Annotated in this window: 24 protein-coding genes and 1 pseudogene; 10 read left to right on the top strand and 15 right to left on the bottom strand. The window is 45.3% G+C overall.

Going from position 1 to position 26,169, the window contains the following annotated elements; genetic code table 11:
- Window positions 1-10 precede the first annotated feature (10 nt).
- From fliL to fliF, 7 genes are all read right to left on the bottom strand, one after another.
- Window positions 11-523, bottom strand: a complete 513-nt coding sequence (gene fliL, locus AAKU61_RS15395) for a flagellar basal body-associated protein FliL (RefSeq protein WP_354333638.1) — start codon at window positions 521-523, stop codon at window positions 11-13.
- A 461-nt stretch (window positions 524-984) separates the two neighbouring features.
- Window positions 985-2,409 (bottom strand): flagellar hook-length control protein FliK, encoded by a 1,425-nt coding sequence (locus AAKU61_RS15400; RefSeq protein ID WP_354333640.1) that lies wholly within the window; start codon window positions 2,407-2,409, stop codon window positions 985-987.
- Window positions 2,410-2,487: 78 nt separating this feature from the next.
- Entirely contained in the window at window positions 2,488-2,925 is a 438-nt protein-coding gene (gene fliJ, locus AAKU61_RS15405; protein WP_354333642.1) for a flagellar export protein FliJ, read from the bottom strand.
- 35 nt (window positions 2,926-2,960) lie between these two features.
- Entirely contained in the window at window positions 2,961-4,274 is a 1,314-nt protein-coding gene (fliI, locus tag AAKU61_RS15410; RefSeq protein WP_503012623.1) for a flagellar protein export ATPase FliI, read from the bottom strand.
- Window positions 4,275-4,703: 429 nt separating this feature from the next.
- Window positions 4,704-5,402: a flagellar assembly protein FliH gene (locus AAKU61_RS15415; RefSeq protein ID WP_354333646.1), complete on the bottom strand. Its 699-nt coding sequence runs from the start codon at window positions 5,400-5,402 to the stop codon at window positions 4,704-4,706.
- Window positions 5,395-6,390: a flagellar motor switch protein FliG gene (gene fliG / locus AAKU61_RS15420; RefSeq protein WP_322118213.1), complete on the bottom strand. Its 996-nt coding sequence runs from the start codon at window positions 6,388-6,390 to the stop codon at window positions 5,395-5,397. The genes AAKU61_RS15415 and fliG overlap by 8 nt, the downstream gene beginning before the upstream one ends.
- Complete coding sequence (fliF, locus tag AAKU61_RS15425) at window positions 6,383-8,122, bottom strand: flagellar basal-body MS-ring/collar protein FliF (protein WP_354333648.1); 1,740 nt, start codon at window positions 8,120-8,122, stop codon at window positions 6,383-6,385. Before fliF ends, fliG begins: the two co-directional genes overlap by 8 nt.
- Window positions 8,123-8,446: 324 nt before the next feature.
- On the opposite strand from fliF, the gene fliE reads away from it, so the two are divergent.
- Window positions 8,447-8,812 (top strand): flagellar hook-basal body complex protein FliE, encoded by a 366-nt coding sequence (gene fliE / locus AAKU61_RS15430; protein WP_354333650.1) that lies wholly within the window; start codon window positions 8,447-8,449, stop codon window positions 8,810-8,812.
- Between the two features lie 600 nt (window positions 8,813-9,412).
- On the top strand, window positions 9,413-11,614 hold the full coding sequence (katG, locus tag AAKU61_RS15435; protein ID WP_354333652.1) for a catalase/peroxidase HPI: 2,202 nt from the start codon (window positions 9,413-9,415) through the stop codon (window positions 11,612-11,614).
- 43 nt (window positions 11,615-11,657) lie between these two features.
- Here katG and AAKU61_RS15440 read toward each other — a convergent pair whose 3' ends face one another.
- The 8 genes from AAKU61_RS15440 to AAKU61_RS15475 all read right to left on the bottom strand — a co-directional run bounded on the left by AAKU61_RS15440 (window position 11,658) and on the right by AAKU61_RS15475 (window position 19,244).
- Window positions 11,658-12,419 (bottom strand): flagellar brake protein, encoded by a 762-nt coding sequence (locus AAKU61_RS15440; RefSeq protein ID WP_354333654.1) that lies wholly within the window; start codon window positions 12,417-12,419, stop codon window positions 11,658-11,660.
- A gap of 40 nt (window positions 12,420-12,459) precedes the next feature.
- Window positions 12,460-12,810 (bottom strand): EscU/YscU/HrcU family type III secretion system export apparatus switch protein, encoded by a 351-nt coding sequence (locus AAKU61_RS15445; protein ID WP_354333656.1) that lies wholly within the window; start codon window positions 12,808-12,810, stop codon window positions 12,460-12,462.
- Window positions 12,797-13,960 carry a flagellar hook-length control protein FliK gene (fliK, locus tag AAKU61_RS15450; RefSeq protein WP_354333658.1) on the bottom strand — a complete coding sequence of 388 codons (1,164 nt, stop codon included), beginning with the start codon at window positions 13,958-13,960 and terminating at the stop codon, window positions 12,797-12,799. The genes AAKU61_RS15445 and fliK overlap by 14 nt, the downstream gene beginning before the upstream one ends.
- 8 nt (window positions 13,961-13,968) lie before the next feature.
- Entirely contained in the window at window positions 13,969-14,310 is a 342-nt protein-coding gene (locus AAKU61_RS15455; RefSeq protein ID WP_503012621.1) for a flagellar protein FliT, read from the bottom strand.
- Complete coding sequence (gene fliS, locus AAKU61_RS15460; protein WP_354333662.1) at window positions 14,310-14,789, bottom strand: flagellar export chaperone FliS; 480 nt, start codon at window positions 14,787-14,789, stop codon at window positions 14,310-14,312. Before fliS ends, AAKU61_RS15455 begins: the two co-directional genes overlap by 1 nt.
- A gap of 76 nt (window positions 14,790-14,865) precedes the next feature.
- On the bottom strand, window positions 14,866-16,875 hold the full coding sequence (gene fliD / locus AAKU61_RS15465) for a flagellar filament capping protein FliD (protein ID WP_354333664.1): 2,010 nt from the start codon (window positions 16,873-16,875) through the stop codon (window positions 14,866-14,868).
- A gap of 107 nt (window positions 16,876-16,982) precedes the next feature.
- A complete protein-coding gene (locus AAKU61_RS15470; protein WP_354333666.1) occupies window positions 16,983-17,360 on the bottom strand; it encodes a flagellar protein FlaG in 378 nt (125 codons plus the stop codon).
- Window positions 17,361-17,447: 87 nt separating this feature from the next.
- Window positions 17,448-19,244: a flagellin N-terminal helical domain-containing protein gene (locus AAKU61_RS15475; RefSeq protein ID WP_354333668.1), complete on the bottom strand. Its 1,797-nt coding sequence runs from the start codon at window positions 19,242-19,244 to the stop codon at window positions 17,448-17,450.
- 694 nt (window positions 19,245-19,938) lie between these two features.
- Here AAKU61_RS15475 and AAKU61_RS15480 point away from each other — a divergent pair.
- The 8 genes and pseudogenes from AAKU61_RS15480 to AAKU61_RS15510 all read left to right on the top strand — a co-directional run bounded on the left by AAKU61_RS15480 (window position 19,939) and on the right by AAKU61_RS15510 (window position 26,100).
- Window positions 19,939-20,592: a tetratricopeptide repeat protein gene (locus AAKU61_RS15480; protein ID WP_354333670.1), complete on the top strand. Its 654-nt coding sequence runs from the start codon at window positions 19,939-19,941 to the stop codon at window positions 20,590-20,592.
- Window positions 20,547-20,819, top strand: a pseudogene (locus tag AAKU61_RS22660) (tetratricopeptide repeat protein); the annotation flags it as partial. The gene AAKU61_RS15480 and the pseudogene AAKU61_RS22660, both read left to right, overlap by 46 nt.
- Before the next feature lie 63 nt (window positions 20,820-20,882).
- Window positions 20,883-22,541, top strand: coding sequence for an O-linked N-acetylglucosamine transferase, SPINDLY family protein (locus AAKU61_RS15485; RefSeq protein WP_503012624.1), 1,659 nt, complete (start codon window positions 20,883-20,885; stop codon window positions 22,539-22,541).
- Window positions 22,542-22,595: 54 nt separating this feature from the next.
- Window positions 22,596-23,714, top strand: coding sequence for a dTDP-4-amino-4,6-dideoxy-D-glucose aminotransferase VioA (gene vioA, locus AAKU61_RS15490; protein ID WP_354333674.1), 1,119 nt, complete (start codon window positions 22,596-22,598; stop codon window positions 23,712-23,714).
- The gene (locus tag AAKU61_RS15495; RefSeq protein ID WP_354333676.1) at window positions 23,714-24,415 is read left to right on the top strand and encodes a WbqC family protein; all 702 of its coding nucleotides are present in this window, start codon (window positions 23,714-23,716) and stop codon (window positions 24,413-24,415) included. The genes vioA and AAKU61_RS15495 overlap by 1 nt, the downstream gene beginning before the upstream one ends.
- Entirely contained in the window at window positions 24,412-25,050 is a 639-nt protein-coding gene (locus tag AAKU61_RS15500; protein ID WP_354333678.1) for a class I SAM-dependent methyltransferase, read from the top strand. The genes AAKU61_RS15495 and AAKU61_RS15500 overlap by 4 nt, the downstream gene beginning before the upstream one ends.
- Window positions 25,043-25,702: an acetyltransferase gene (locus AAKU61_RS15505; RefSeq protein WP_354333679.1), complete on the top strand. Its 660-nt coding sequence runs from the start codon at window positions 25,043-25,045 to the stop codon at window positions 25,700-25,702. The genes AAKU61_RS15500 and AAKU61_RS15505 overlap by 8 nt, the downstream gene beginning before the upstream one ends.
- A gap of 8 nt (window positions 25,703-25,710) precedes the next feature.
- A complete protein-coding gene (locus AAKU61_RS15510; protein WP_354333681.1) occupies window positions 25,711-26,100 on the top strand; it encodes a hypothetical protein in 390 nt (129 codons plus the stop codon).
- Window positions 26,101-26,169 lie beyond the last annotated feature (69 nt).

The following is a 26,169-nucleotide window of genomic DNA, read 5'->3' on the forward strand; positions in this document are numbered from 1 at the left end:
AAAATGCTATTTATTGAATGACAAACGAAGTGAAGTACACATCACTTGCTTTTTGCGGCTCACCTTTTGGGGCGAATGGTAAATTAACTTGTTCGATAATTTCTTCAACCAGTTTTTTCTTGCCATCGCCAGTCAGTATCTCGTTGGAGTCTTTGCTGGAAAGTAGCATTAATAGTCTGCTACGCACCTGTGGCATATTAGTTTTGATTAAATTAACTTGTTCTTCGTCCGGCACTTTGAGCGTCATACTCACCTGTAAATATTTATCTCCAGCATCCGATTGGAGGTTGACCGTGAATGGCTCTAATGCCAAAAATACCGGTGCTTTTGCAGGTTCTGCTTTGTGTTCTTTTTCTTTAGACGGGGCATTCTTTTTCGCTAAAAATATGGCAGCACCGCCACCAATGCCACCCAATACCAAAACACCTGCGACGATCATAATGATCAGTTTTTTCTTAGACTTTGGGGCCGGTGGTGCATCTGCGGCGGCTGCCGCAGCGGGTTTCGCTGGTGCTTTAGACATTTTTTCCTCTCGCTTGATGTGTCACGGGTACATCTCGCATGTGTTGGGTCATTATCTGCAATTATCAGTCAATGTTATCTGAGAAAAAGAAGGCGTATTTCAGATCATCTCTTTCATTTCAGATTAAGCATCTGCCGGATAACTGGATATCTAACGGATTCAAGTAAAGCTTTTACAAAGTGGATTGTCATTTCAGACTAAACCAGAATTGAGCTATATCGGGTAGTTCTGCACAAATCCTAACTTAAATAAATCAGATTGAGGGATTGATGAATAGCATCAAGTCTTACTTGATCGCTTTTAATCAGTCTCATTGCAGCTGAATTGCAACTTCACTACAGATCAACAGCAGCTTGATTTATATTTTACATGTTTAGGGTCGGTGTTAGACCTTAGACCCCAGAACTTGCAAACAATCTGCTGATCGTAGACGAAGTAAGGCAAATTGAGCTTGGACAAATTTAGGCAAAGGTATCAACCATACCGATTTTGCTGATGACTTTGTCTGTGCTTGAGGTAACGCCAGCGATGGTCGTGTCAGTAGAAGATGTCTGCGCGCTGGACGATCTGCTTCCAGAGCGCCCGTCTTGAGGTGTGTTGCCTTGCTGGGAGGATTGCGTGCCAACAGAAAAGCCGGATAACTGTACGCCGGCATCACTCATCATCTGGCGTAGTTTAGGTAGCGCAGATTCTAAGGCATCTCTTACATCGGGATTAGCTGATGTGAATGTTGCATTGGCTTGATCATTGTTGACACTTAACACGACTTTTAAAGGGCCAAGATCAGGTGGATTCAAGGTTAATTCAGCTGTTTGTTGTCCGCCCGCCACCATCCAAACTACTTTTTGACCAACGGCCTGATCCCAAGCAGGGGTGCCGACGCGTGGTGCCAGATGCTCCACTCCCGGAGCATTTGCCGCTTGATTACTGCTGACTGCGAGTTGCTGGGCAAAGCTTTGTATCGTTGGTGTTGTAGCTTGTGCTGCGTCTTGTAATTTATCCAGGGCGGCAGTTTTGACGCCCGCACTGCCTTCTATCGCTTCAATTGCTTGTGGCATCGCCGATTTTTGAGATTTGTCGCCTGCCAGTGCGTTGGTCGTGTCTGCTGTTAAGCCTCCAGCTTGTTTTGCATCTTTGGAGGTCGTTGATGCGCTCGCCTTGTCGTCTGGCTGGAGTTCTTTGCTGGCATTGATTTTCCCAATCGCATCGCTTGCTGCGGCGATAACTTTGCTAGGAGCCGTGCCAGCATCTATAGTTGCTGTGTCTTTACCTGTCGTCGTTATATTTGCTGCATTTGTTTGGGCAAGTAAGGCTTTTGCCGCTTCAGTTGTAGAAACGTCTTTGTCGGCCAGGCTCAGAGCTGGGCTTGCAGCAGTCAGAGATTTTGTATCATCTTTTGAGCTGGCGTCTAGCTTTTTAGGATCAGTTGCAAGTTGCCCGATGTTGCCGACCAGCGCGATCAATTGCGCGTTATTGCTTGCATCTGAGGTAGATGCTTTGTCTGCGGTATCGGCCTGATCTTGCGTGGTTTGTTTGGTTTTGCTCGTGTCTTTTACTGACTTTGTGTCATTAGTCGCGTTGTTAGTTTGCGCTGTGGGTGTAGGCTGATCCGGCGTATTTGGTTTAGATACGTTTTGGCTTTGCTTATTGTTTTGATTGTTAGTCGTACTTTGCGTACTTTGCGTACTTTGCGTACTTTGCGTACTTTGCGCACTTTGCGTATTTTGTGAAGTCTGTGTCGCTTGCGTGTTCTGGTTATTTTGCTGCGAGATTTCTTTATTCAATACTTGATCGAAGGACGTACTTGGCGGCGGATTATTGGCGTTAACTGATTTGGCTGAACTCGGCAAATTGTCAGTTGAGGTAGAAATGATCGCAGTTTGCATAATGTCACCAAAAAATAGTACGAAAGTAAGGTCGTCAGAACCTATGTTGCCGGGTCAACTTAGAAGTTTCCTTCAGTCTCAGGGCTTATAAAAGAATGCTCTTGCTGCATGTTCATCTGTTTGCTTTTGATCTTGCTTGGCTTCTTTTTTCTGCGCGCTCAATTTAGCGCGTTTGTCTAAAATTCCGTAAGAGAGCCGTTTTTTTTCATGTTCTTGCCACTGATTACGCGCCATTTTGATTCTGTTGAACGCGTCCGCAACAATTTTCTTTTGCCCATCGACTGCCGTATCCAGTTTATTGATGAAGGATTGAAAATTGCTGTACTGGGCAATACTTAAACCTTGTGCTGCACTATTTTGAAACCGGTTAATGTAATCCTCCCGATACTGCGACAACAAGGCTAGCTGCTTCTCAGAGTCCTCATGAGCACGTATCGTTTTGCCTAAATATTTGGCAGCCTCTTCGGTATCTCTTTCCGCAATCTCTATGAGTGTGCTGATAGGGGATTTTTGCATTGTCTCTATTTATTATAGTCAGCTAAAACAAGAGTCTATCCCCCGAACAGAGCAGAAAGTCCCTGCAAGCTCTCGGGTATGGTGGATTTTTCATTGATATCTTGTTGCAAAAAAGCATTAATTTGAGGATACAGGCGAATCGCGTCGTCTAGCAGTGGATCTGATCCGGCCGAATACGCGCCGACGCTGATGAGGTCGCGGCTACGCTGGTATCTTGAATAAAGCTGTTTAAGACGGCGCGCTAACTTTTGATGTTCTGGCGAGGTAATGCTATGCATGGCGCGGCTAATCGATTGTTCAATATCAATTGCAGGGTAATGTCCGCTCTCTGCCAAACCACGGTCCAGCACAATATGGCCGTCAAGAATCGCTCTGGCTGCGTCGGCAATCGGGTCTTGCTGATCATCGCCTTCGGTCAATACGGTGTAAAAAGCGGTGATAGAGCCGCCGCCATCCACACCATTGCCAGCGCGCTCAACTAAAATCGGCAATTTTGCAAATACTGACGGGGGGTAGCCTTTGGTTGCCGGTGGCTCGCCAATTGCCAAGGCGATTTCCCGTTGTGCCATGGCATAGCGAGTGAGCGAATCCATAATTAGCAAAACACTTTTGCCTTGGTCACGGAAATACTCTGCAATGGTCGTCGCGTACGCCGCACCTTGTAAGCGTAGCAAGGGTGGTGCATCTGCCGGTGCGGCAACGACGACGGCGCGCGCGAGGCCTTCTTCACCTAGAATTTGCTCGATAAATTCTTTGACCTCCCGGCCACGTTCACCAATCAGACCGACCACGATAACGTCAGCAGTGGTGTAACGCGCCATCATGCCAAGTAATACGCTTTTACCGACGCCAGAGCCCGCGAACAAGCCAAGACGCTGACCGCGCCCGACGCTCAACATACTATTAATCGCGCGCACGCCGACATCGAGTTTTTCAGTAATTGGCGAACGTAATAAGGGGTTGTAAATCCGCGCGCCTAACGGAGCGGATTCGGTCGTCATCAGCGAGCCTAAGGTATCCAGAGGTTTGCCGTTACCGTCTAAAACGCGACCTAATAATTGCCAGCCGACAGGCAAATGCCGGGTGCGGTCACTAGGGCGGCGTCTTGGGTGCTTGGCGTCGCCGTGATACTGATCCTCTTCGGCATACACCAGTGTGCCTGGTGTGACGCCGCTCAGGTCGCTATGTGGCATTAAAAATAGACGATCGCCATCAAAGCCAACGACTTCGGCATCAATGATGGCGCCACCTTGTAAGTGAACAGTACAGGCGCTGCCGACCGGGAGCTTGAGGCCGACCGCTTCCATCACCAGACCGGTCACTTTGGTCACGCGACCGGACACCAGCATCGGCTTCACATCGGCAATTTGTTGTTTGCCGTTACTAAGCAGTTTTTGCCATGAGTCTGAAAGTGCTGCTTGCATGATGTTTTTATTGGCTGATGTAAGAGAGTGGTGAGCGGGGTGACGAATAGAGTGATGACTAAGCAATAAAACTACGGTTTATTCAAATACAGGGCTTACTCAAAACTGCCCTAGCTGCGTCGTTCGTACATAAAGGCGGTTTTCGTCGCCACTCCTTGCCGGAACAATTTTGCGTCAGTCCTGAGATAAATATTGAAGCTTTAAAAACAATCGTTTTAATATACTCCCCATTATTTTTATTAAAAATACCGTATTGTCCAGACTTTGTATGGACAACTAAAATATACAGAATGGGAGTATATATATTTACTCCATTAAATCTAAGTCCGAATTTAAGCCTTAATTTAAGTCAACCTATTCAGTCGTCGTTTTTTTCAATACGGCCGTCAAGCGATCCCAGCGTGTGGCTAAAGTCGCATCGACACTATTTTGTCCGGTTTCTAAACGGCAGCCGCCGCGTTCAATATGATGATCGGCAGTGACGCGCCAGCCAGTTTTGCTTAACTCCTCACCGATGTGATTTTTTAAGATGTCGGCGTCTTCTGGGTTGACCATAATTTGCGCCGGTTGCTGCACCGAGGGCAGTTGATCGATGGCTTCTTGCACGATGGGCAAAATCACTTCTGGATCAATCGCTATGCGCGCTTTTAACATCGCCTCTGCCAACTCGATCGCCAGACTCAGCAAGTCCTTACCCATCACTGCGCTGGCGGCAGAAATCTGCTCGGCAGTGCTGCTGATAAGTTGCTTCATCTGTTCAACCTGCACATCAATCTCAGCTTTACTGGCGGCAAAGCCAGCGTCTTTGCCTTCTTGCAATCCGACCAGATAAGCCTCCTGGTAACCGGCTGCATAGGCTTCGCGGCTCGTGATTTCTTTGAGCTTGGCCAGCTCTTCACGATTGATTCTGGCGGCCAGGTTGGTGGCTACTTGTTGCTCTGCTACATGAGCCGGACGCTCATCGCCAAAGGATGCCATTTCCCAGCGCTGGAAAGCGGACATTTGCCCCTTGGGGAGGTTTTTTGGCGGTATTTTTTCAGTCACATCAGACATACGAATCTTCGCCTTTTGCGCCTAACATGATCTGGCCTTCGTCCGCCAGACGCCGCACAATTAAGAGAATTTGTTTTTGCTGGGTTTCGACCTCTGACAGACGAACTGGCCCTTTGGACTCTAAATCTTCGCGCATCATTTCTGCCGCACGTTGCGACATATTTTTGAAGATTTTTTCCCGCATGTCAGGGTTGGCACCTTTGAGTGCGATGATCAGAGAATCGGACTGTACTTCGCGCAGCAGCAACTGTATGCCTTTGTCGTCAATCTCCAGAATGTTATCGAAGACAAACATCTCATCCATGATTTTTTCGGCCATATCGCCATCATATTTGCGTAAATTCTCCATCACCGAGGCTTCGTTATCGCCACTCATAAAGTTGAGAATTTCTGCTGCGGCACGCACGCCACCAATAGATTTTTTCTTCAGACTCTCGTTGCCAGTGAGGAGTTTAGTCAGTACATCATTTAATTCGCGCAGAGCTGCTGGCTGGATACCGTCCAGCGTTGCAATACGCAGTACGACGTCATTACGTAAACGCTCGGTAAAGTTATTTAAAATTTCGCATGCCTGATCACTTTCCAGATGCACCAGGATGGTTGCAATAATTTGTGGATGTTCGTTCTTGATCAGATCGGCGACTGACGGGGAGTCCATCCACTTCAGACTTTCTATCCCGCTAGCATCTTTGCCACCCAAAATACGGTTGAGCAGGGAGGATGCTTTGTCGTCACCCAAGGCCTTGGTCAGTACATTACGGATGTATTCATCCGAGTCCAGACCTACGGAGGAGCTAATGTCAGCTGCCGCTTTAAACTGCTCCAGCACTTTGGCGATACTTTCATGCGGAATGGCACCGATGGTCGCCATGGCGGCACCGATTTTTTGTACCTCGCGCGGGCCAAGGTACTTCATGACTTCTGCGGCACCATCTTCACCCAGTGCCAGCATCAGTGTTGCTGCTCTTTGTACGCCGTCGTCACTCATTGCTCACCCATGTTTTAATCACATTTGCTACGATTTTAGGATCACTGCTAGCCAATTGTTTTGCCATGTCCAGATTGATATCGTAACCAGAACTTTGTTTTGCTGCGTTGGCCGTCTCTTCATTTGATTTAGACAGCTTGACGATAGCGGCTTCTTCCTCTTCCTGAGCGGCTAATTCTGCGGCTTCTTCCCGCTCTTTTGCGCGTGCTTCTGCAGCTTTTTGTGCCTTGGTTTTGGTTTCTTTGCCCATAATTTTGTAGAGCATAGGGCGCAGATAACCAAAGAACAGATATAGCAGCACTAGCCCGGTCAATATATATTTACCGATATCTTTTGCCATTTGCAACATATCTGGCTGATTCCATAGCGGTGCTTCTACTATAGTTTCTTTTTGTGGTCCGGCAAATGGGCTGTTGACAACATTCAGCGTATCGCCACGATCTTTGTTGAATCCCATGGCTTCTCTGATCAGATCGGTCAATTGAGTTTTTTCGATATCGCTTAATGGTTTGGTCGTAACTTTGCCATTTTTGTCTGTCTCGCTCTTGTAGTTAATTACGACAGCTACTGAGATGCGCTTAACGCCACCCATAGGCTGTTGAGTGTAGCGCAAGGTTTTATCGACCTCGTAATTTACGGTCGAGTCTTTTTGCACTAGACCGCTAGCCGCCGCATTGCTAGCCGCTGCCGCTGCGCTGGCAGTAATCGGGGCGATTGCTGGTACTGGCGGTTGATTAGTCAACGCACCTGGAATACCCGATGCATTCGCGGTCTTGTTATAGCTTTCATTCGACTGCACGCTGCGGATGGTAGAAGCCTCTGGCGGTGAATTAGGGCGATAAGTTTCGGCCGCTTGTTCGGTGCGCGAGAAGTCGATATCGGCAGTTGCTTCTGCTCTGACATTGTTGGGACCAACGATAGGTGTGACAATAGACTCTATCCGCTTGATGATATTTTGCTGGAAATCTTGCACGTATTTTAGTTGTGCCGGATCAAGACCGTTATTGGCCATTTGCTTGTTAGGGTCAGAGAGCAAATTACCGTTTTGATCGACGATGGTGACATTGGCCGCGACCAGTTCAGGTACGCTGCTGGCAACCAGATGCAGTACCGCGCTGACTTGCTGCTGATCGAGAGTGCGCCCAGGGTATAAATTTAGTAAGACAGAGGCGGTTGGTTTCTGTTGTTCTCTGATAAAAACCGAGGATTTTGGCATCGCCAGATGCACGCGCGCCGCTTGCACTGCGGAAATGGCTTGAATCGAGCGTGCTAATTCGCCTTCTAGTGCCCGTTGAAAATTAACTTGTTCTAAAAATTGAGAAATACCTAATTTTTGGTTTTCCATTAATTCAAAGCCGACATTGCCCCCTTTGGGCAAACCTTGCGCCGCCAATTTTAGACGTGCATCATGGACTTGGTTGGCCGGAACCAGAATCGCGCCGCCGCCATCGGAATATTTATACGGCACGTTCATCTGTTGTAGTGAGGCGACAATCGCGCCGCCGTCTCTGTCAGTGAAGTTAGAAAACAAGACTTTGTAATCGGGAGTTTGGCTCCATAGCCAGACGCCAACCATGATTGCAAGCGTAATCGCCGCACCTACAGATAACAAAACGGTCCTCATCCCCGGTGTCTGTGGGATACCCAAAATAGTAGGGAATGCCGGTGACGCAGTTGCGGGCGCAGGGGAGATGCCACCGCCGCCCAGCATAGTTTCATTCGCGGTTGCCATGGCGTGCCTTGTAGTGAGCTTGGTTCAAAAAAATCTGCTGCATATCAAATCCGTTTAAATTTGTTTTAACCATAGATGAATATTTTGATGCATATATGGTTTTTTCCTTGATAGCGATTGTGCTGTTCTTTTTGAAAATCAATCTTAAGAAGAAGCTGTCTTTACACCTTCTTATCAAAGTTATGTGATTTGTAAGCGGTGTTAAGGTAACGCGGTGGATGATGTGGCCAGCCTACGCTGTTTTTACATCTTCTCAGGTTAGTACAGAATGAAGGACAGGATCAAATACGGATCTACTGTGGATGGATTGTTTGGGAGTCAGTGATGAAAATGGGTGGAATCGATAATAGCCAAATTACGGCAATGGTGGCGCAATTAAAAGCCGCCGCAGCACGGATGGAATCGTCTGCGCCGGTTGCTGGCGCAGGTGCGAGCGTAGGTTCGAGTGCAAGCACTGCTCCGGCAAAACTGGATTTTGCAGATGCTCTTAAAGGTGCTCTTGATCAAGTCAATGCTACTGGCGCCAAGGCGGAAGAAGTCGGTAAGCAATTTACGATGGGTAGCGACAACGTCGGTTTATCTGACGTCATGATTTCCATGCAAAAAGCCAATATCTCTTTTCAGGCGGCGGTGCAGGTCAGAAACAGGCTGGTTTCAGCCTATCATGACATTATGAATATGCAAATATAAGCTGGTGGATTTTGCTACATGCAAACTGTCGGTGGTGTATGCTAAACATAAAAATAAGGGGAGTATGTCGATAAATTGCCTCATTGACGAGGTTTTAATTGGACAATTAAATATACTGTATTGAGTATATTGAATTTAAATCGGACAATTTTAGCTTAAAAGTTGTCTGAGGAATCTTAGTTCTTAACATTCGCAATCCCAAAAATACATCCCTTAAATCCCCGTTTATGCGGGGATTTTTTTCGTTCGTCATCATTGTTTGGCGGTAGAAGTAGCATCAATAAACGCCTGAGTTGAATTTGGCATACTATAAATCGCTGTCAACAGTATTAGCTTTCTTATACTTAGGTCAATCAGCACAGCAGCTAATTAAGATTGTAAGAGGTGTTGGTAAGATGGTTCTGGTTTCTTTGAATGGCATAGCGCTATGAGTTTGAAGAGACGTGTCGAAAATTTGTCTTAATTGGTCTTAGTATGCCGTTAATCTAGTTTTCATAGTTAAAACTAATCTATTGCATAATTTAAATTGAGTTGACCTATCAAAATTCGATCTCTAGAATCAATTTGGTAGTAGATATTTAATCAATCAAGGAGATAACCATGTCAAATGAAGCAAAATGCCCGTTTTCGGGTGGCGCTGGCAAACACACCGTGGCTAAAGGCGCACCATCGAACTCAGACTGGTGGCCCAATCAATTAAAACTCAATATTTTGCATCAGCATTCTTCCAAGTCCAATCCTATGGATGAAGAGTTTAATTATGCTGAGGCGTTTAAAACGCTTGATCTGCACGCGGTCGTCAAGGACTTGACCGCGCTGATGACGGATTCACAAGACTGGTGGCCAGCGGATTATGGTCACTACGGTCCTTTCTTTATTCGTATGGCATGGCATGCTGCCGGTACTTATCGTGTGACTGATGGTCGCGGGGGTGCAGGCTCTGGTTCACAGCGATTCGCTCCATTGAATAGCTGGCCTGATAACGGCAATCTGGATAAAGCACGTCGCTTACTCTGGCCTATCAAACAAAAATACGGTCGCAACCTGTCTTGGGCTGATTTGTTCGTCCTGACCGGTAACGTTGCGTTGGAGTCCATGGGCTTTAAGACCTTTGGTTTTGCCGGCGGACGCCCTGATATCTGGGAGCCAGAAGAAGACATCTATTGGGGATCAGAAGGTAAGTGGTTGGGTGATCAGCGTTACACCGGTGACCGTGAGTTAGAAAACCCACTCGCTGCGGTACAGATGGGTTTGATTTACGTTAATCCTGAAGGCCCGAACGGCAATCCAGATCCACTCGGTTCGGCAAGAGATATCCGCGATACCTTTGCCCGCATGGCGATGAACGATGAAGAAACTGTCGCACTTACCGCTGGCGGTCATACCTTTGGTAAGACCCATGGCGCTGCTGATCCGGGCGAGTATGTTGGCGCTGAACCAGAGGGCGCAGGTATCGAGGAGCAAGGTCTGGGCTGGAAGAATAGCTTCGGTAGCGGCAAAGGCGTACACACAATTACCAGCGGTCTTGAGGGTGCATGGACACCTAATCCGATTAAGTGGGACAACGGCTACTTTGAGACCCTGTTCGGCTACGAATGGGAATTGACTAAGAGCCCGGCTGGTGCGCAGCAGTGGAAACCGAAGGGCGACACAGGCGCTGGTACTGTGCCAGATGCGCACGATCCAAGTATTCGTCACGCGCCAATGATGTCCACTGCGGACATGGCGATGCGTATGGATCCGGCTTACGAAAAAATCTCGCGTCGCTTTATGCAAAACCCGCACGAGTTTGCAGATGCTTTTGCCCGTGCATGGTTCAAGCTGACACATCGTGATATGGGGCCAATTACTCGCTACCTTGGTCCACTAGTACCGAAAGAAGAGTTGATCTGGCAAGATCCTATTCCCGCTGTCGATCACAAATTAGTCGAACAGCAGGACATCGTCGCACTAAAAGCGAAGCTGCTCAGTTCTGGTCTGTCGATTTCTCAGCTGGTAAATACCGCTTGGGCATCTGCCTCAACATTCCGTGGCAGTGACAAACGCGGCGGTGCTAACGGAGCACGTATTCGTCTGGCACCACAAAAAGATTGGGAAGTAAATCAGCCAGCTGAACTGGCGACGGTACTTGCTAAATTAGAAGCGATTCAGAATGAGTTCAATGCATCACAACCTGGTGGCAAGAAGATTTCACTCGCTGATCTGATTGTGCTAGGTGGCTCTGCTGCGGTTGAGGCTGCGGCTAAAAAGGCTGGTAACGATGTGACAGTTCCTTTTACGCCTGGTCGTATGGATGCTACTCAGGATCAGACTGATGTGGAATCTTTCGCTGTATTGGAGCCTGCGGCAGACGGTTTCCGTAACTACATCCGTAAAGGTATGGAAGGATTAGCGGCAGAGCTGTTGATCGATAAAGCACAGTTGATGAGACTGACTGCGCCAGAATTGACCGTGTTGATCGGTGGTTTACGGGTTCTGGATGCTAATGTCGGACATGCCAAACACGGTGTATTTACCAAGCGTCCTGAGACTCTAACGAATGATTTCTTTGTGAACTTGCTCGACATGGGCACGAAATGGCAGAAGTCCGCCGCATCGGCCGGCGTGTTAGAAGGTCATGATAGAGCAACGGGAGAGATCAAGTGGACAAGTACGGTTGTTGATCTTGTATTCGGCTCCAATTCCCAGCTACGCTCTTTAGCAGAAGTCTATGCCTCTAGTGACTCGCAGCAAAAGTTTGTAAATGACTTCGCTGCGGCTTGGACCAAAGTGATGAATCTTGATCGCTTTGACCTGGTATAAATCATGACGTGAGACACCTCGGTGTCTGCAAAGTGCAAAAACATTATCGCGTGCCGTTTATTTTAGAATTACGTTCTCTTTCCAACTTCATGATGTAGCGTTGAATACTTGCTAATACCGTGTTGGACATGTTTAAAAATTGGCAACCAAGTCGACGATTGGTCTTGCCATTGAGCAGGATTAAGTCCTGGGCGTTCCTGATTTGCAAAGTAGTGTCGATTAGGCCGATATCAGGGAAATCAACTTTGCAATGCTTATAGATCGTACCGATTTCGCTATCTAATAATTTTCTGTCATCCAGTATTGCAATACCACCACAACTGATATCGACCAGAGAAAACTTCGCAGTTTCAGTGCCAAGATCTGTATCTATGGAGATCGCACAGCGAATAGGGTTAGACAGTGGTGTGTTGATACGATAATACTCACGGCGTTGCAGGCGGATAACGCTAACAGGTATCGCAAACTGCAGAGCAGGGCGGTTGTCGAAAGTATCTCGTTGTACCCCGGAGGAGGAAAATTGGATACTTATTCTGTCCAACAAACCTTCAAACGATACCCTTGGCGCTTCGACAATGCGTTGATTAGCCAGTTGGCTCGGCGCACTATCAATAATCAAAGTGTTATTGCTATCATCTACCTCAAGAATGGACGTAATAAAAACTTCTGTACCGCCATTAATCATCATACTAATTAGCTGATTACCTTCTTTTAAACCACGCAACAATGCAATGATCTCGCGACGTGAGTCGACCTGGTAAGGACTCTGATTTTCGGTACCTAGTACGGGAGGTGAAGATTGCATGTTCTTAGTATAATTTTAGAGAGGAGGTGAGTTGCTTGCTTTACACTTTTGGAGGGACTAAAGCAGACGCCGATTTTTCAGATTCTATATGGTAAAGCCAAGCGAGCAGTTCTGCAACAGCGCGATACAGTGCTGGAGGTATATCTTGATCTAACTCGACTTTCATTAACAAAGAAACCAGCTCTTTGGATTGATGTACATACACACCGTGTTCTTTTGCGCGAGCAATAATTTGCTCCGCGATTAATCCCTTGCCTTTAGCTACAATTTTCGGCGCAGAACTGCCTGTCTCATACGCGATTGCAACCGCATTTTGTGTAGTTGGCTTGATCGTTGACGTCGCTGTTGGCACTGACACTCCCGATTTCGGCACAGATTTAGGCGTTGTCATCGTGTTTAATAGAGAAAGAGTCAAGCTGAGAGCCAGCTAGTTCAATAGAATCGGCCAGCGCACTGACATGGCTTTGTAATAACGTGGCGCTTTCTGGATTACTGGCACGTAAATAAAACTGTAAATGATTTCCTTGCAAACTGATTTTTGCCGAGATTGCTCCCAGTGTGGGTAGTTCAAAACGCACAGCACTTTGCCAGGACGGGACAGCCTCGGCTTGTCCTGATGTTTGCTGACTGTCATCCTTCACGATTTCCCACTCCATTGGCATGCCAGGTAATAAATTACCTTGCCACGCTATTTTTTGTTGTTCTAAGGTGTCCAGTTGTAAATGAATAATTTGTGCCAAGCTGGAATTGTCAGCCAGTTTGTTCATCAAAGTATTGACATCAGTTGTCTGACTTGTTTGCTGCGTCGCTTGTTGTGCCTGAGGTTCCCGCATCAGCTCACTGAGAGACATTTTGCCTTGTGCCCAATCAGCAACATGAGATTCATAAAATAAGCCGCTGGATGATATTGCTTGCTGTAAGTTGGCAGCTAATTTTTCAGGTGATGCTAAGGTGCTGGCGTCTTGTGCTAGTGCAGTTTTACCGACCAATGTGAGTGGCGTACCTTGTTGTAGGTTTTGTTGTTGCGCTGCTTGCAAAATACTATTAATCAGTTTTCCAGTGGTGCTTAAATTAGTGGGCGTACTAGTATATTGCTCAAGCAGTCCTAACGCGGCCTTGGCGGTATCTTCTGCTGTGACAGGTAATTTAGATGAGGTGGAAATCGAGTTTTGTTGCCCTACATCTTGCAACATTTTCCCGATTAAATCTTGCCTTGAGAATGAGGCAGTAGTCGTAATCGCATTATCGCCGCTACCAAGCAGGAAAGTTGGCCGCGGGTTCAGTGCGAGCAGAGTCAGAGCCAATTTGTCACCGGGCTTGGTATCGTCCGGCAACGCCATTCTCGCAGTAACACCTGCGATTTTGACAAAAAAAGTCCCGTCATTTAAACGGGACAGCGCTTCACCTTGCACTTGCTTGCCAATGACTAACTGATCTAGCTTAGAAACAACGTCTTGCTTGATTCCTCCAATGGAGCCCGCCGCAGATAGCGCCTCTGTGGTGGATACGGGTCTTGGCAGGTTATCGACCCCTGGCAACATGATAGTCGTTAGCTCGTTCGGCTAGCGCCGTATGCTTGTGACAGCTTGCGGCTAGATTCAGAACTTTTCATTAAATTGGCTAATTGCGCCATCCAAGGCTCAGTCAAATCTCTGATTTCTTTATCATCGGCCAGAATTTTTTTGATGATTTGAATTTTTTTATTTCTCAAATCTGGTGGAAGTTCTGTATTCACCTCATTCGCTTTTAAAGTCTGCACTTGGGAAGAGCAATCATTCTCTAACCTGGCCAATAAATCCCAGTCCCCGGTACGGGCTGCATTGAGCATTTGGTCCGTTATATGGGCAACATTTTCGTAAATCGACATCATTTTCATGCTATCCATCTGCATCAAGCCTCAAGAAATTTGGATGGGCGAGGAGCAAGTGCATCTACTTGCTGTGGTGGTCTTACTGTTTCTAATTCGGCGGTAGCTGATACCGGAGCGATTGCTTCCCAAGTACTTTTTAAGTCACGAAGTAAATCGCGTATTTCAATTAATATTTCTGCTTTATTTTTTAAATTGGCGACCACTAACTGATTGCCCATGTAGGCATAAAGCGAGTCAAGGCTGAGAGCAATTTCACCACCGACTTTTTTATCCAGACTTGCGCGCAAACCATTTTCGATAATCGAAATCGCTTTAGAAATAGATTGACCTTTGGCCGCAATATTGCCGGTTTCAAGATTTTGCAATGCGTTAGAAATTGCTGTAATAGCGCCGTCAAACAGCATAACAATCAATGTATGTGGGCTGGCTGCAATGACACCAGTTTCCATTCCAACTTTTGCGTAGGCATTAGCACCGCGAGTCTGTGATGAGCCAAACATAATGGTAGATTCCTCTTTTGAGCTTCGATTTATGCTTTGAATTATTTTTCGTTAAGCAAAAAAATTCGCGTAATAATTATTTTGAGCTACCCGTTAGTGCCGATAACTGCTGGGTCAAAAATGTACTGGTGCTATTTAAACTACTAATAATCGAATCCAAGGCCGTAAATTGGGCACGGTAACGCGCTTCGACATCAATCAAGCGACTATTAAGCGTATCCGTCTGTTTGCTAAGGTCTTTAAGGGTGCGATTGACACCGTCCGTGGTGCTTGCAATCGTTCCAGAACTTCCTAAAAAACCGTTGAGCAAAGTAGTTAATTTGCTGGCATAGCCGATTGAGTAGTTGACCGTACCACGGGCACCGACCGATCCACCCGCGACCAGGATTTTTAATCCTTCAGTGTTGGTTCCCACAGCACCAGTTAAGGTTTGTCCAGATCCACTTACTTGTGTCCCATTGAGTGTACCGGCTACATCGAGCCCGGCGGTACCGTTCAATTGTGTTCCAGCCAGACTTGATGCGCTAGTGCCGGTGCCATCCGCTAATGTCACGTTAGATGAAGAACCATAACTTGTTGACTGCAATACTAATTGACCGCTGCTATTGATACTGGCTTTAACAGAAGAACCTATTGCTGAAAACGCAGATGTGGTGTTAATCGCTGTTTGTACTGCAGTCGCTAATTGAGCTGGCGTGTAGCTACCGCTTGGAATGGCGACACTGGCATTCAGATTGTTGAGTGTTACGTTTAACGTCGTATTTGCATCAATCGTGGTCGTACCAGGCAAAGCTAAACTACCCGTCAAACTACCTTGAGTCGCAATTTGCGTCACATTAAGAGCGTAAGTACCTTCTTTGGTCGCTGAAGTTGAGCCAGCGATACTAGTCAAGCTATCGCTAGTCTTGCCGATAGAGGCAAACAAGCCGCCAACGTCACTAAAATTATTTGTTAAGGCCTTACTTAATTTTGTAGAGTCGACAGACAATGAGCCGTCTTTTTGAAAAGACACACCAATTTGGCTTAAAGTAGTTAAGCCACCACCCAAGCCGTTGACTGCAGCCGACAAAGAATTGCGAATTTGATTTTGTACGCCTTGAGTTGTTGAATCTCCCAGCAACAGGCCGCCTTTTTGCGTGCTGCTATTGTAGGAGGTGAGGCTGGTGATTGTCGCGTTCAGCGCATTGTAGGCTTGAACGAAATTAGTCACGCTATTTTGTACTGCGCCAGAATTTGTCGTTACCGAAATACTTGTCGTACCAGCTTTAGTTAAATTCAGAGTAACACCTTGTACGGCACTGGTTACAGTATTGGCGGCGCTGGTGATATTAATGCCATTCACTTTAAGACTGGCATTTTGAGCCGTACTGATTTCAGTAAAGTTCTGCGTTCCAGAAGGATCGTAATTCAGTAAATTAGCTACAGCAGAGTCACCTGTCGCGCTGATTTGTAAGCTAGAAGTCGCACCAGTTTTGGCCGAGCTAAGCACCAGATGATAAGGCGTAGCGCTACCGTCACCGACGATAGAGGCATTGACACCGATGCCAGCAGAGTTGATAGCGTCTCTGATGCCCTGCAATGAATTGTTACTACTATCGATCGTGACAGTGCCTGTCGTTTGCGTTGTATCTTGTGTAAATGTTGCACCACTTGGATAGGTACCATTCACTGCTGTGCCTGCAATCGTACCGAACTTAAAAGAAACGGTCGCAGATGTGCCAGTCCCGATGGCGTCAGAAGAGCTGACCTGGCCAGCACTTGAAATACTTTGATTTTGGGCAAGCTGGTTGACTGTAATGCTGTAGGTTCCCGCTGCTGCAGATACCGCAGCCGTTGCGGATGCAATCGTTGAGTCACCAGAGGTTGCAGTTAACGACTGGAAGACTGAGGGATTACTTAGGTTTGCAACAGCACTTTGAAATGAACCTAAGGCGCTATTGAGAGTTCCGTAAGCTGAGAGCTTGGCTTGGTAGCTCGTTTGTTTTTTCGCCAGACTGGTCAAAGGCTGACTTTCCACTTGCATCAGCTTGCTGACGAGTGAATTAACATCAAGACCTGAGCCTATACCTGTAGATTGAATGGACACCTGATTCCCCTTTACGAGACGATACTTTAACTAATTATCGGCAAAAGCAAACCAGACTTTAGAAGGGGATTTACCTGCCTATTTCAAAACTGAACGTTTTTAGCATTTCAGGCGCTTTGTTTAATCAATAGCCCCAGTAGTTTATCCAGGGATTTAGAAATTTCCAGTACTTCTTCGTTCGGTATCTGGCGTAAAACTTGTTTGGTCTGTTGATCAATTAGCTTCACAACGACATGCTTAGAATCAGGGTCAATACTGAATTCCAGGCCCTGTGAGCTAGATTGTAGTGCTTTGTTAATGTCTTTGACCGCGCTATCGACTTGATCTCTGGTTGCTTGTGTTTTGGCTGCCGGAGTGATGGCTTGCGCTGTTTCTGTCGGCGTTGATGCCTTGACGGTAGATGTGGTGGCAATATTTCCAGAGGTAGAGCGATCTGAAACAGTTTGCCCTGATGGTAGTTGATTACCAGTCGAAAGAGCATCCATGATTGTTTCCTTTAAGTAAAATTCCCCTGGTCAAAAAATGACCAGGGGATTGCACTTTTCAATGAAGAGTTAAACCCCTGCCATTGATTAACGCAACAGAGCCAACACACCCTGTGGCAAGGCATTTGCCTGTGCCAAGATCGCAGTACCCGCTTGTTGCAATACTTGACCACGTGTCAAGTTGGCAGTTTCAGAGGCGAAGTCTGTATCTTGAATACGGCTACGAGATGAAGTCAAGTTTTCCGAAGTTGTTTGCAAGCTGCTGACAGCAGAAGCAAAACGGTTTTGGTAAGCACCTAAGGAAGCGCGTGAGCTATTGACTGATGCCAGAGCAGCATCAATTGTTGCCAATGCTGAAGTCGCACCTGAAGCAGTAGTCAAATCTAATGAAGATACACCTGCACCAACCGTAGCCGTAGCCGCTGTATTACCAGCACTCAAGCCAGAAGCTGTTGCACCAGCACCCGCTACCGTTGTTGTACCTACTGCAAGACCGGTATTGGCTAATGTTGCATTGCCTTTAGTTGTAATAGTGAAGCCTGCATTCTGTGAGCTAGTAAAACTTAAAACACCAGCAGTATTCGTTGCAGTAACACCAGTTTGTGATGTTTTGGCATTAATTGCAGTAGCCAATGCAGCACCTTGCAACGTTGCAGTTGAGCCACCAGTAACCGCACCGATGTCAACACCATTAATAGTCAGTTCGCCAGCTGCAAGTGAATTGCCTGTTGTGCCTGTAATGGTTGTGCCGGATGTTGTGCCTGTACCGCCATTTGCCAAAGTGATACCAGAAGAGCTTGTCGACGACAATTTAACTGTACCAACTGTAGTAGTGACGCCAGCTGTTGCTGCTGCAACACCAGTAGTCAAGCCCGTTGTTGTGTCATTAGCGCCAGCATTAGCCGATTTAGTGATCGTGATATTTCGTGCATCGGCTGCGGCCAGAGATACGGCACCAGTTGTGCTGTCAAATGTTGCTGTAACACCTGTTTGGCTTGATTTTGCATTAACAGCTGCTGTTACTTGAGCGCCGCGTTCTGCTGCAGATCCTGCTGCTGCCAGTGCACCAATATCAACACCGTTGATTTTGATGTCGCCAGCAGCGACTGCAGTAGCGAAACCAGTTGCTGCCGTGCCTGCCAATGTTGTAGCTTGTGCCGTTGCAGTAACACCAGTCTGGCCGCTGACTGCATTAATCGCAGCAGCTTTTGCGATAGCGCTGCCGCTTGATGCTGTGTTAGACACGCCATCAGAGCTAGTTGCGCCAACATTAAAGCCGTTAATGACCAAATCGCCGGAGTTGAGACCACCAACTGCGTTAGTGCCGCCTGAAATACTAGCGGAGTAGCTAGAATTAGAGCCTACACCTAAGGATGACGTGTGAGCGCTGGCGATTGATGCAATGTTGATCTGATCGTTTGAAGTACCGTTTGCGCCAACTTGGAAAGTTTGCGCAGTGAAGCTACCATCAAGTAAGTGCACGCCATTGAAGTTAGAGGAGCTAGCAACACGGTTGATCTCAGAGATCAACTGATTGGATTCGTTATTGATCGCAGCACGATCAGATGCGCTGTTAGAGCCGTTGGCTGCCTGAACAGCCAGATCACGAATACGTTGTAAGTTAGTACCGATTTGGGCTAAATCACCCTCGGCCGTTTGCGCTAGTGAGATACCATCGTTCGCATTACGAACAGCTTGGTTTAAACCACCGATTTGAGACGTTAAACGTTGAGAAATCGCCAAACCCGCCGCATCGTCTTTTGCGCTGTTAATACGCAAACCTGAGGACAAACGTTGTAAAGAAGTCGCGAGGGAGTTTTGGGACGTTGTTAAATTGCGTTGCGCATTGAGCGAGGCAATGTTGGTATTGATGAATGAAGCCATGGTGATACTCCTTACCTAAGTTATTTGAATTGGCGAGTGGCCTTAAACTTTGGTCTGTCTTGTTAAGACTACAGGACCGCCGTTGCTATCAGGTATCGGACGGATAGCTAAAAAGTTTAATGAATTTCCCCAAGTAAATATTTTATTTAAGGTGTAAAGTTTTATTTACTTGCCCGCTAAACGGCATCAATTCAAATTACTTGAGGGTGAAATTGATCTTATTTTCGAGATAGATTATCAATAAATTTTGTTAATCTTGATAAAAATAAGACAACTGAGCATCCAAACCAGCGATGTCTGCAATAAATAAAAGTCTATTCTGGTAGTTACTTAATGTCACGTTGATCTCTCCAATACACGCATAATTCATCGGAGTGGATTGAGATAAGGCAGTTTCATTGTAAAAAATACTATGATGCTGCTAGTCGTGTGGACTAATTTATTCGATTATTTTCATCGTTTTATCCTAATTTTTTTATACTCTATATGAGTATTTTTAGGTGTCCATATATTCATTGGTTAGTAAGGGGTTTTTGATGAAAATATGGGGGAGTATATGGAAATAGAGCGTTTTCACATGTCGTAATGATCGCGCTGTGTCTTATTTACGATTGCTATTCGTTTTCTTTAGTACTAACGAGTTGCACGTTATCGCTGGCATAAAAGGAAATCAAACCATGAGGTTAGTCGTGTCATGACCACGGAACACCAAGTCTTGGAGAACCAGCTCTCTTCGCCTGCACAAGCACTTGCGGCAATAGATCAATTGTTGGTCATGGCCAAGCAATACATGCAAGGCGGTAATCATTTGAAAGCACAAGAGTGCTATGAATTAATCCTGACGCATGTCCCGGAGCATGATGATGCCAATTTTCAATTGGGGCAATTAAGCTTATTACAGGGCGAGCAATTGACTGCGCTTACATATTTTGAGCGCGCGATTCAAGCTTCTCCGACCACGGATAGCTACTGGTCTGCCTACATCGCTATCTTGCAGTCGCTAGGTGATGACAATGTTGTTGCAGAGGCTATCAAGTTGCGTGAACAGTTTTTTAGCAGCAATATAAATAGCAATACGGCGCCGGCGCCAGATCAAACCGAGAACAATTCCTCTTTAACAGCATCTACTCAGAATCGATCTAGTACAAAACTGAGGCCGCTGACGTCCAAAAAATCGGTGGTGTTTTCAGAGGGCGTCGATCAATTGGTCAAGTTGTATGAGAAGGGTGCGTATAAAGAAGTAGAGCGTTTAGCAAATAAGCTGACAAAAAAAATCCCCAGCATGGTTTTGCATGGCGGTTTTTGGGGATTGCACTGCTTGAGCTTAATCGTAAAGAAGAGTCGTTGACGTCGATGCAGCGAGCGTTGCGTATTTTGCCTGATGATCCAATTGCGCATTTCAATCTGGCACTCGCTTACACGCAAATGAAGAATTTCTCTTCTGCTGAGCAGCACTATAAGCAAGCGATCCAGCTAAATCCTGAGATGCTGGAGGCTTACAATAATTTAGGCAATCTGCTCGCAGCCCTATCCAAATTTGAGGAAGCTGAGTCTTGTTTTCGAGACTTGATTCGATATAAGCCAGAGTTTGCTTTAGCTCATCTTAATTTAGCAAACGTACTCAAACAGAGGGCGCGTTTGCCAGAAGCAAAAGCTGAGGCGATCCTTGCAGCATCACTTGCGCCTGATATGGCGGATGCGCACAATTGTCTGGGAGGCATTCTATTTCTATTGAAAGAATTAGATTTGGCTCTGTTGCATCTGCAAAAGGCTGTCGAGTTGAGGCCAGATTTTGCATCTGCCTATAACAATCTAGGTACGGTGTATGTAGAAAAACGCCAATATATCGAGGCTAAGGCCAGTTTTAATAAAGCCTTGCATTTTGATCCCTTGATTAGCGTCGCATACCGTAGCTTGGGCATTCTTGGTAACTTTCTTGCTGAACCAATAGCGGATTCTGAACGACTACTTCGTAGAGCCATTGAGCTTGATCCCAAAGACCATGGTGCCAATACAGCCCTATTATTTTTATTGAGTGAGGCGGGTACTCTTACCGCAAAAGAATTGTTTCAAGAACATTTACTTTTTGCAAAACGGTTTGAATCAGCTCTAATCTCTCATTGGCCCGTCCATACCAATGATAAGACCAGTGATCGCTGCTTGCGAATAGGCGTTGTCTCTGGCGACTTTTATAACCACGCAGTAGCCACATTTATTGAGCCCATACTAAAACATTTGTGCAAGTATGACCTTGTCGAGCTATATGCTTACTATAACAATCAAGAAGAAGATCAAGATACCGCTCGCTTGAAGTCGTATTTTTCTAGCTGGGAAGTCATACAGTCAAAAAATGATGATGAGGTTTTTAAACAAATCTTAGAGCATAAAATTGATATTTTGGTCGACCTCTCTGGGCATACGTCGATGAATCGCCTGACACTGTTCGCCAGAAAGCCTGCACCAATTCAAGTTACCTGGATTGGCTATCCTGGCACCACAGGTTTGTCAGCAATGGATTATTTTATTGGGGATCATTACTTATTGCCTAATGGGCAATTTGATTCTTTATTTTCAGAGAAAATTGCCAACATTCCATGCAGTGCGCCATTTAACCCTAGTACTGTTGCATCCGATGTCGCTCCACTTCCGGCAATTGAAAAAGGCTATATTGTGTTTGGAAGTTTTAACCGGATTGGGAAAATCAATGATGCGACGATTGCACTTTGGTCGAAGCTAATGGCTCGATTACCGACATCAAAGATTTTATTAGGCTCTATGCCTCAGACGCTGAATCCAAGTGCGATTACAGATAAGTTTGCCGCCCACGGGATATCGTCAGACAGGATTAGTTTTTACGGCCGTTCAAATATGACTGATTATCTCAACTTGTATCATCGTATTGATATGTGTCTTGATACCTTTCCCTACAACGGCGGTACGACAACGCATCATGGACTTTGGATGGGAGTGCCAACCTTATCTTTGATCGGTGACACCGTACCGTCACGATCTGCCGCAGGCATTATGGGGCAGGTAGGTTTAGATGATTTTCTTGCGACCAGTGAGGAAGAGTTTATTCATAAGGGATTGTTCTGGTGTGCGAATCTCGATTTACTCTCTACCATCCGATCCACGCTTCGCACTAGGTCTGAAAACTCAATCAAGTGTCATCCAGAGCTACTTACTGATTCTGTATATCGCGCTTTCAGGTATATGTGGGAACGTTGGTGTAACAACTTGCCAGCCTGTTCTTTTGATCTCGCAGAATTAGATGATAAGAAAAAGCAGGCTGATTGATGAGACACTTTATTCAACATGGCTTTTGTCACATTTATTTTAAGTGGGCATAAAATGATCAATAAAATTCCTGATGAGCCAATTTATGTCACCCAGCCAGTGCTGCCGCCATTGGAAGAGTTTATTCCTTACCTGGAGCAAATCTGGAAAAATAAATGGCTGACAAATAACGGTCCTTTCCATCAGCAGCTAGAGGAAGAGTTATGCAAGTACCTCGGCGTCCAGCATATCTCTTTGTTTACCAACGGGACGATCGCTTTGGTGACTGCGCTCCAGGCGTTGCGCATCACTGGCGAAGTGATTACAACGCCGTATTCATTTGTAGCGACTTCTCATTCACTATTGTGGAACGGTATCAAGCCGGTCTTTGTGGATGTTGATCCTATTTCCTTAAACATGGATCCAGATAAGATTGAAGCCGCAATTACTCCGCAAACTACGGCGATCATGCCAGTCCATTGTTATGGACATCCATGTGATGTCGAGCGAATTGAAAAAATTGCAGACAACTATGGACTGAAATTAATCTATGACGCTGCCCATGCCTTTGGCGTTAAATCTAAACATGGAAGCATTTTGAATTACGGTGATTTATCTGTTTTAAGTTTCCACGCAACGAAGGTCTTTAATACCTTTGAGGGCGGAGCAATCATTTCACCTACGGCAAAAGCGAAATTACATATTGATCATTTAAAAAACTTTGGCTTTGTTGACGAAGTTACGGTTGTCGCCCCAGGTATTAATGGCAAGATGAGTGAGGTCAATGCCGCATTTGGTTTATTGCAATTAAAAGGGATTGATGCCGCGTTAGAAAAACGTAAGGAAATCGATTCGATTTACCGTCGCAAGTTAGCAAATGTAAAAGGAATCAGATCATTGTCCTTTACCGGCGAGCACGCCGCAAATTTTGCCTATTACCCTATCTTAATCGAGCAAGACTACCCAATGTCACGCGACGCGTTGTTTCAAAAGCTTCGTGATCATAATATTTATGCCAGACGATATTTCTATCCTTTAATTAGCGATTTTCCTATGTATCGGGGTTTGCCATCTGCGGCCCCAGCTAATTTGCCTGTCGCTAGAAAAGCATCTCAGCAGGTACTTTGTTTGCCGATTTTCCCTTCGCTGACTATTGAACAACAAGATTTTGTGATTGATTTGATCGCTGAATAATGACAACAATTGCCATCATGCAGCCTTACTTTTTTCCGTACCTTGGCTATTTTCAACTGCTAGCCTCGGTAGATAGATTTGTAATCCTTGATGATGTCAACATGATTAACCGCGGTTGGGTCAATCGTAATCGTATTCTGGTTAATGGCGAGGCGCACACGATATCAATACCACTTATCGGAAATAGTCAGAACAAATTAATTTGTGAGTTATCTATTTTTGATGAATCTAAATGGCGTGAAAAGACCTTAAAAACAATTACTCAGTCTTATTCGCGTGCCCCATATTTTCGTTCTGTAATGTCTTTGATTGAAGAGATTTTTGGCTATAACGAGAGTTCTCTGGATAAATTTCTACTTCATAGTCTAGGTAAATTTGTCGATTATCTTGGTATCTCAGTTGAAATTATTTCCAGCTCAAGAAAATATGGGAATAATCATTTGAGAGCGCAAGATAGAATTATTGATATCTGCCAAAAGGAACAGAGCCAGAACTATGTTAATCCTATTGGTGGCGTTGATCTTTATTCAAAAGAGTCATTCGCTAAACATGAGCTTTGTCTGCATTTTTTAAAAATGAGAGAGATCGAATACAAACAATTTCAATCTAAGCACTTACCATTTTTATCCATTGTTGATGTGTGTATGTTCAACAGTAGTAAGGAATTAACTGCATTGCTCGCAGAGAAGGAGTTGTGTTGAGCCAAGCAAAATATAATTCGATTATTCGTCATTATGAAGAATGCTTTGAGCGTCATGGCGACACGCATCTTGGAGTTGATTGGCCGAACGAACTTGATGCTGCCAAGCGTTATTCTGTGATGCTGGATGTACTCAGAAATCCTTTGGATGGTATGAGCTTATTGGATTTTGGCTGTGGTGCTTCTCACCTTTATCCGATTTTAAAAAAGACTTTTCCATCGATTACTTATGCTGGTCTGGATGCATCACAAATATTTTGTGATTTTTCCCAAAAAAAATATCCCGAAAATACTTATTATTGCCTTGATGTGATACAGCAAGCTGATCAATTGCCTGGTTTTGATTTCATCGTAATGAATGGGGTGTTTACTGAAAAGAGGGGACTTGATTTTGATGAGATGTTTGATTATTTCAAACAACTTATCCGTATTGTTTTTTCAAAAGCACGGGTTGGAATTGCTTTTAACGTGATGTCGACGTTTGTAGATTGGGAGCGTGATGATTTGTTTCATTTGCCTTTAGATTTAGTCGGTACTTTTCTTACGCGTGAATTAAATCGTCATTTCGTTATACGTAACGACTATGGATTGTATGAATATACAGTCTACGTTTATAAGGAGTCTTGTTATGGCTAAAGTCATTATATTTGGGATAAAGGATTTTGCTGAGCTTGCTCACTTCTATTTGAAAAACGATTCTACTCATGAAGTCGTCGCCTTTAGCGTTAACCGAGAATTTCTACCTGAGGATAAAAAATTTAGAGGTTTACCCGTCGTTGCATTTGAAGACGTAGATAATATTTTTCCGCCTGAAGAATTTATGTTCTTTGCGCCCATGTCACCTAAACATATGAACGCTGATCGACAAGCAGTCTACGAGGCGATAAAGAAAAAAGCGTACCAATGTATAAGCTATGTCAGCACGAAGTTGACGATGTTTGACAACCCTATTGGAGAGAATTGTTTCATTCTTGAAGATAATACGATTCAACCATTTACTACGATAGGAAACAATGTTGTCCTGTGGAGTGGTAATCACATAGGTCATCACGGTGTGATCGCTGATCATGTGACGGTGACATCGCACGTCGTTATTTCTGGACATTGCAAGATCGATTCCTTTAGTTTTTTTGGCGTCAACTCAACTATTAGGGATGGCATCCATATCGCACAAGGTAGTTTTATTGCAATGGCATCCGCAATTACGGCTGATACCGAAGAATGGAGCGTTTATAAAGGCAATCCTGCCGTAAAGCAAAATATTCCCAGTACCAGAATTAAATTCTAAGAGTGATGATGAAACCATTCAAATGGGAAAAACATGGTTTGATCTATTGTCTTGATGATCAAGTTTCGTGGGCAAAAGGCTATACACAAATGCCAACTGTTGATGCCATGTGTGACCGGGGTATTGATATTTTTTTTAGTAGCCGTGATCAGTTAAACAGAAGTTTGATCGGACGACTGACACTGGATCGTGACAATCTAAAACGTATCGTTGATGTGCAGCAGAGTCCCGTTCTGGAGTTAGGCGATCTTGGTACTTTTGACGATTGCGGAGTAATGCCATCTTCCCTGGTAAATTTTGAGGGGAGAAAGTATTTGTACTATATTGGTTGGAACGTCCGCAATACAGTGCCATATCATAATTCGGTTGGTTGTAAGCCCTCCATAAACCCCAGATAGCGAGCAGATTTCGTGATTTTTATCGATTTTCGTTCAAAGGTGTGATTCAGGAGAGCTGGCTTAATTTTC

Origin of the sequence: Undibacterium sp. GrIS 1.2 (assembly GCF_040544435.1) — a bacterium.
Taxonomy (GTDB): domain Bacteria; phylum Pseudomonadota; class Gammaproteobacteria; order Burkholderiales; family Burkholderiaceae_D; genus Undibacterium.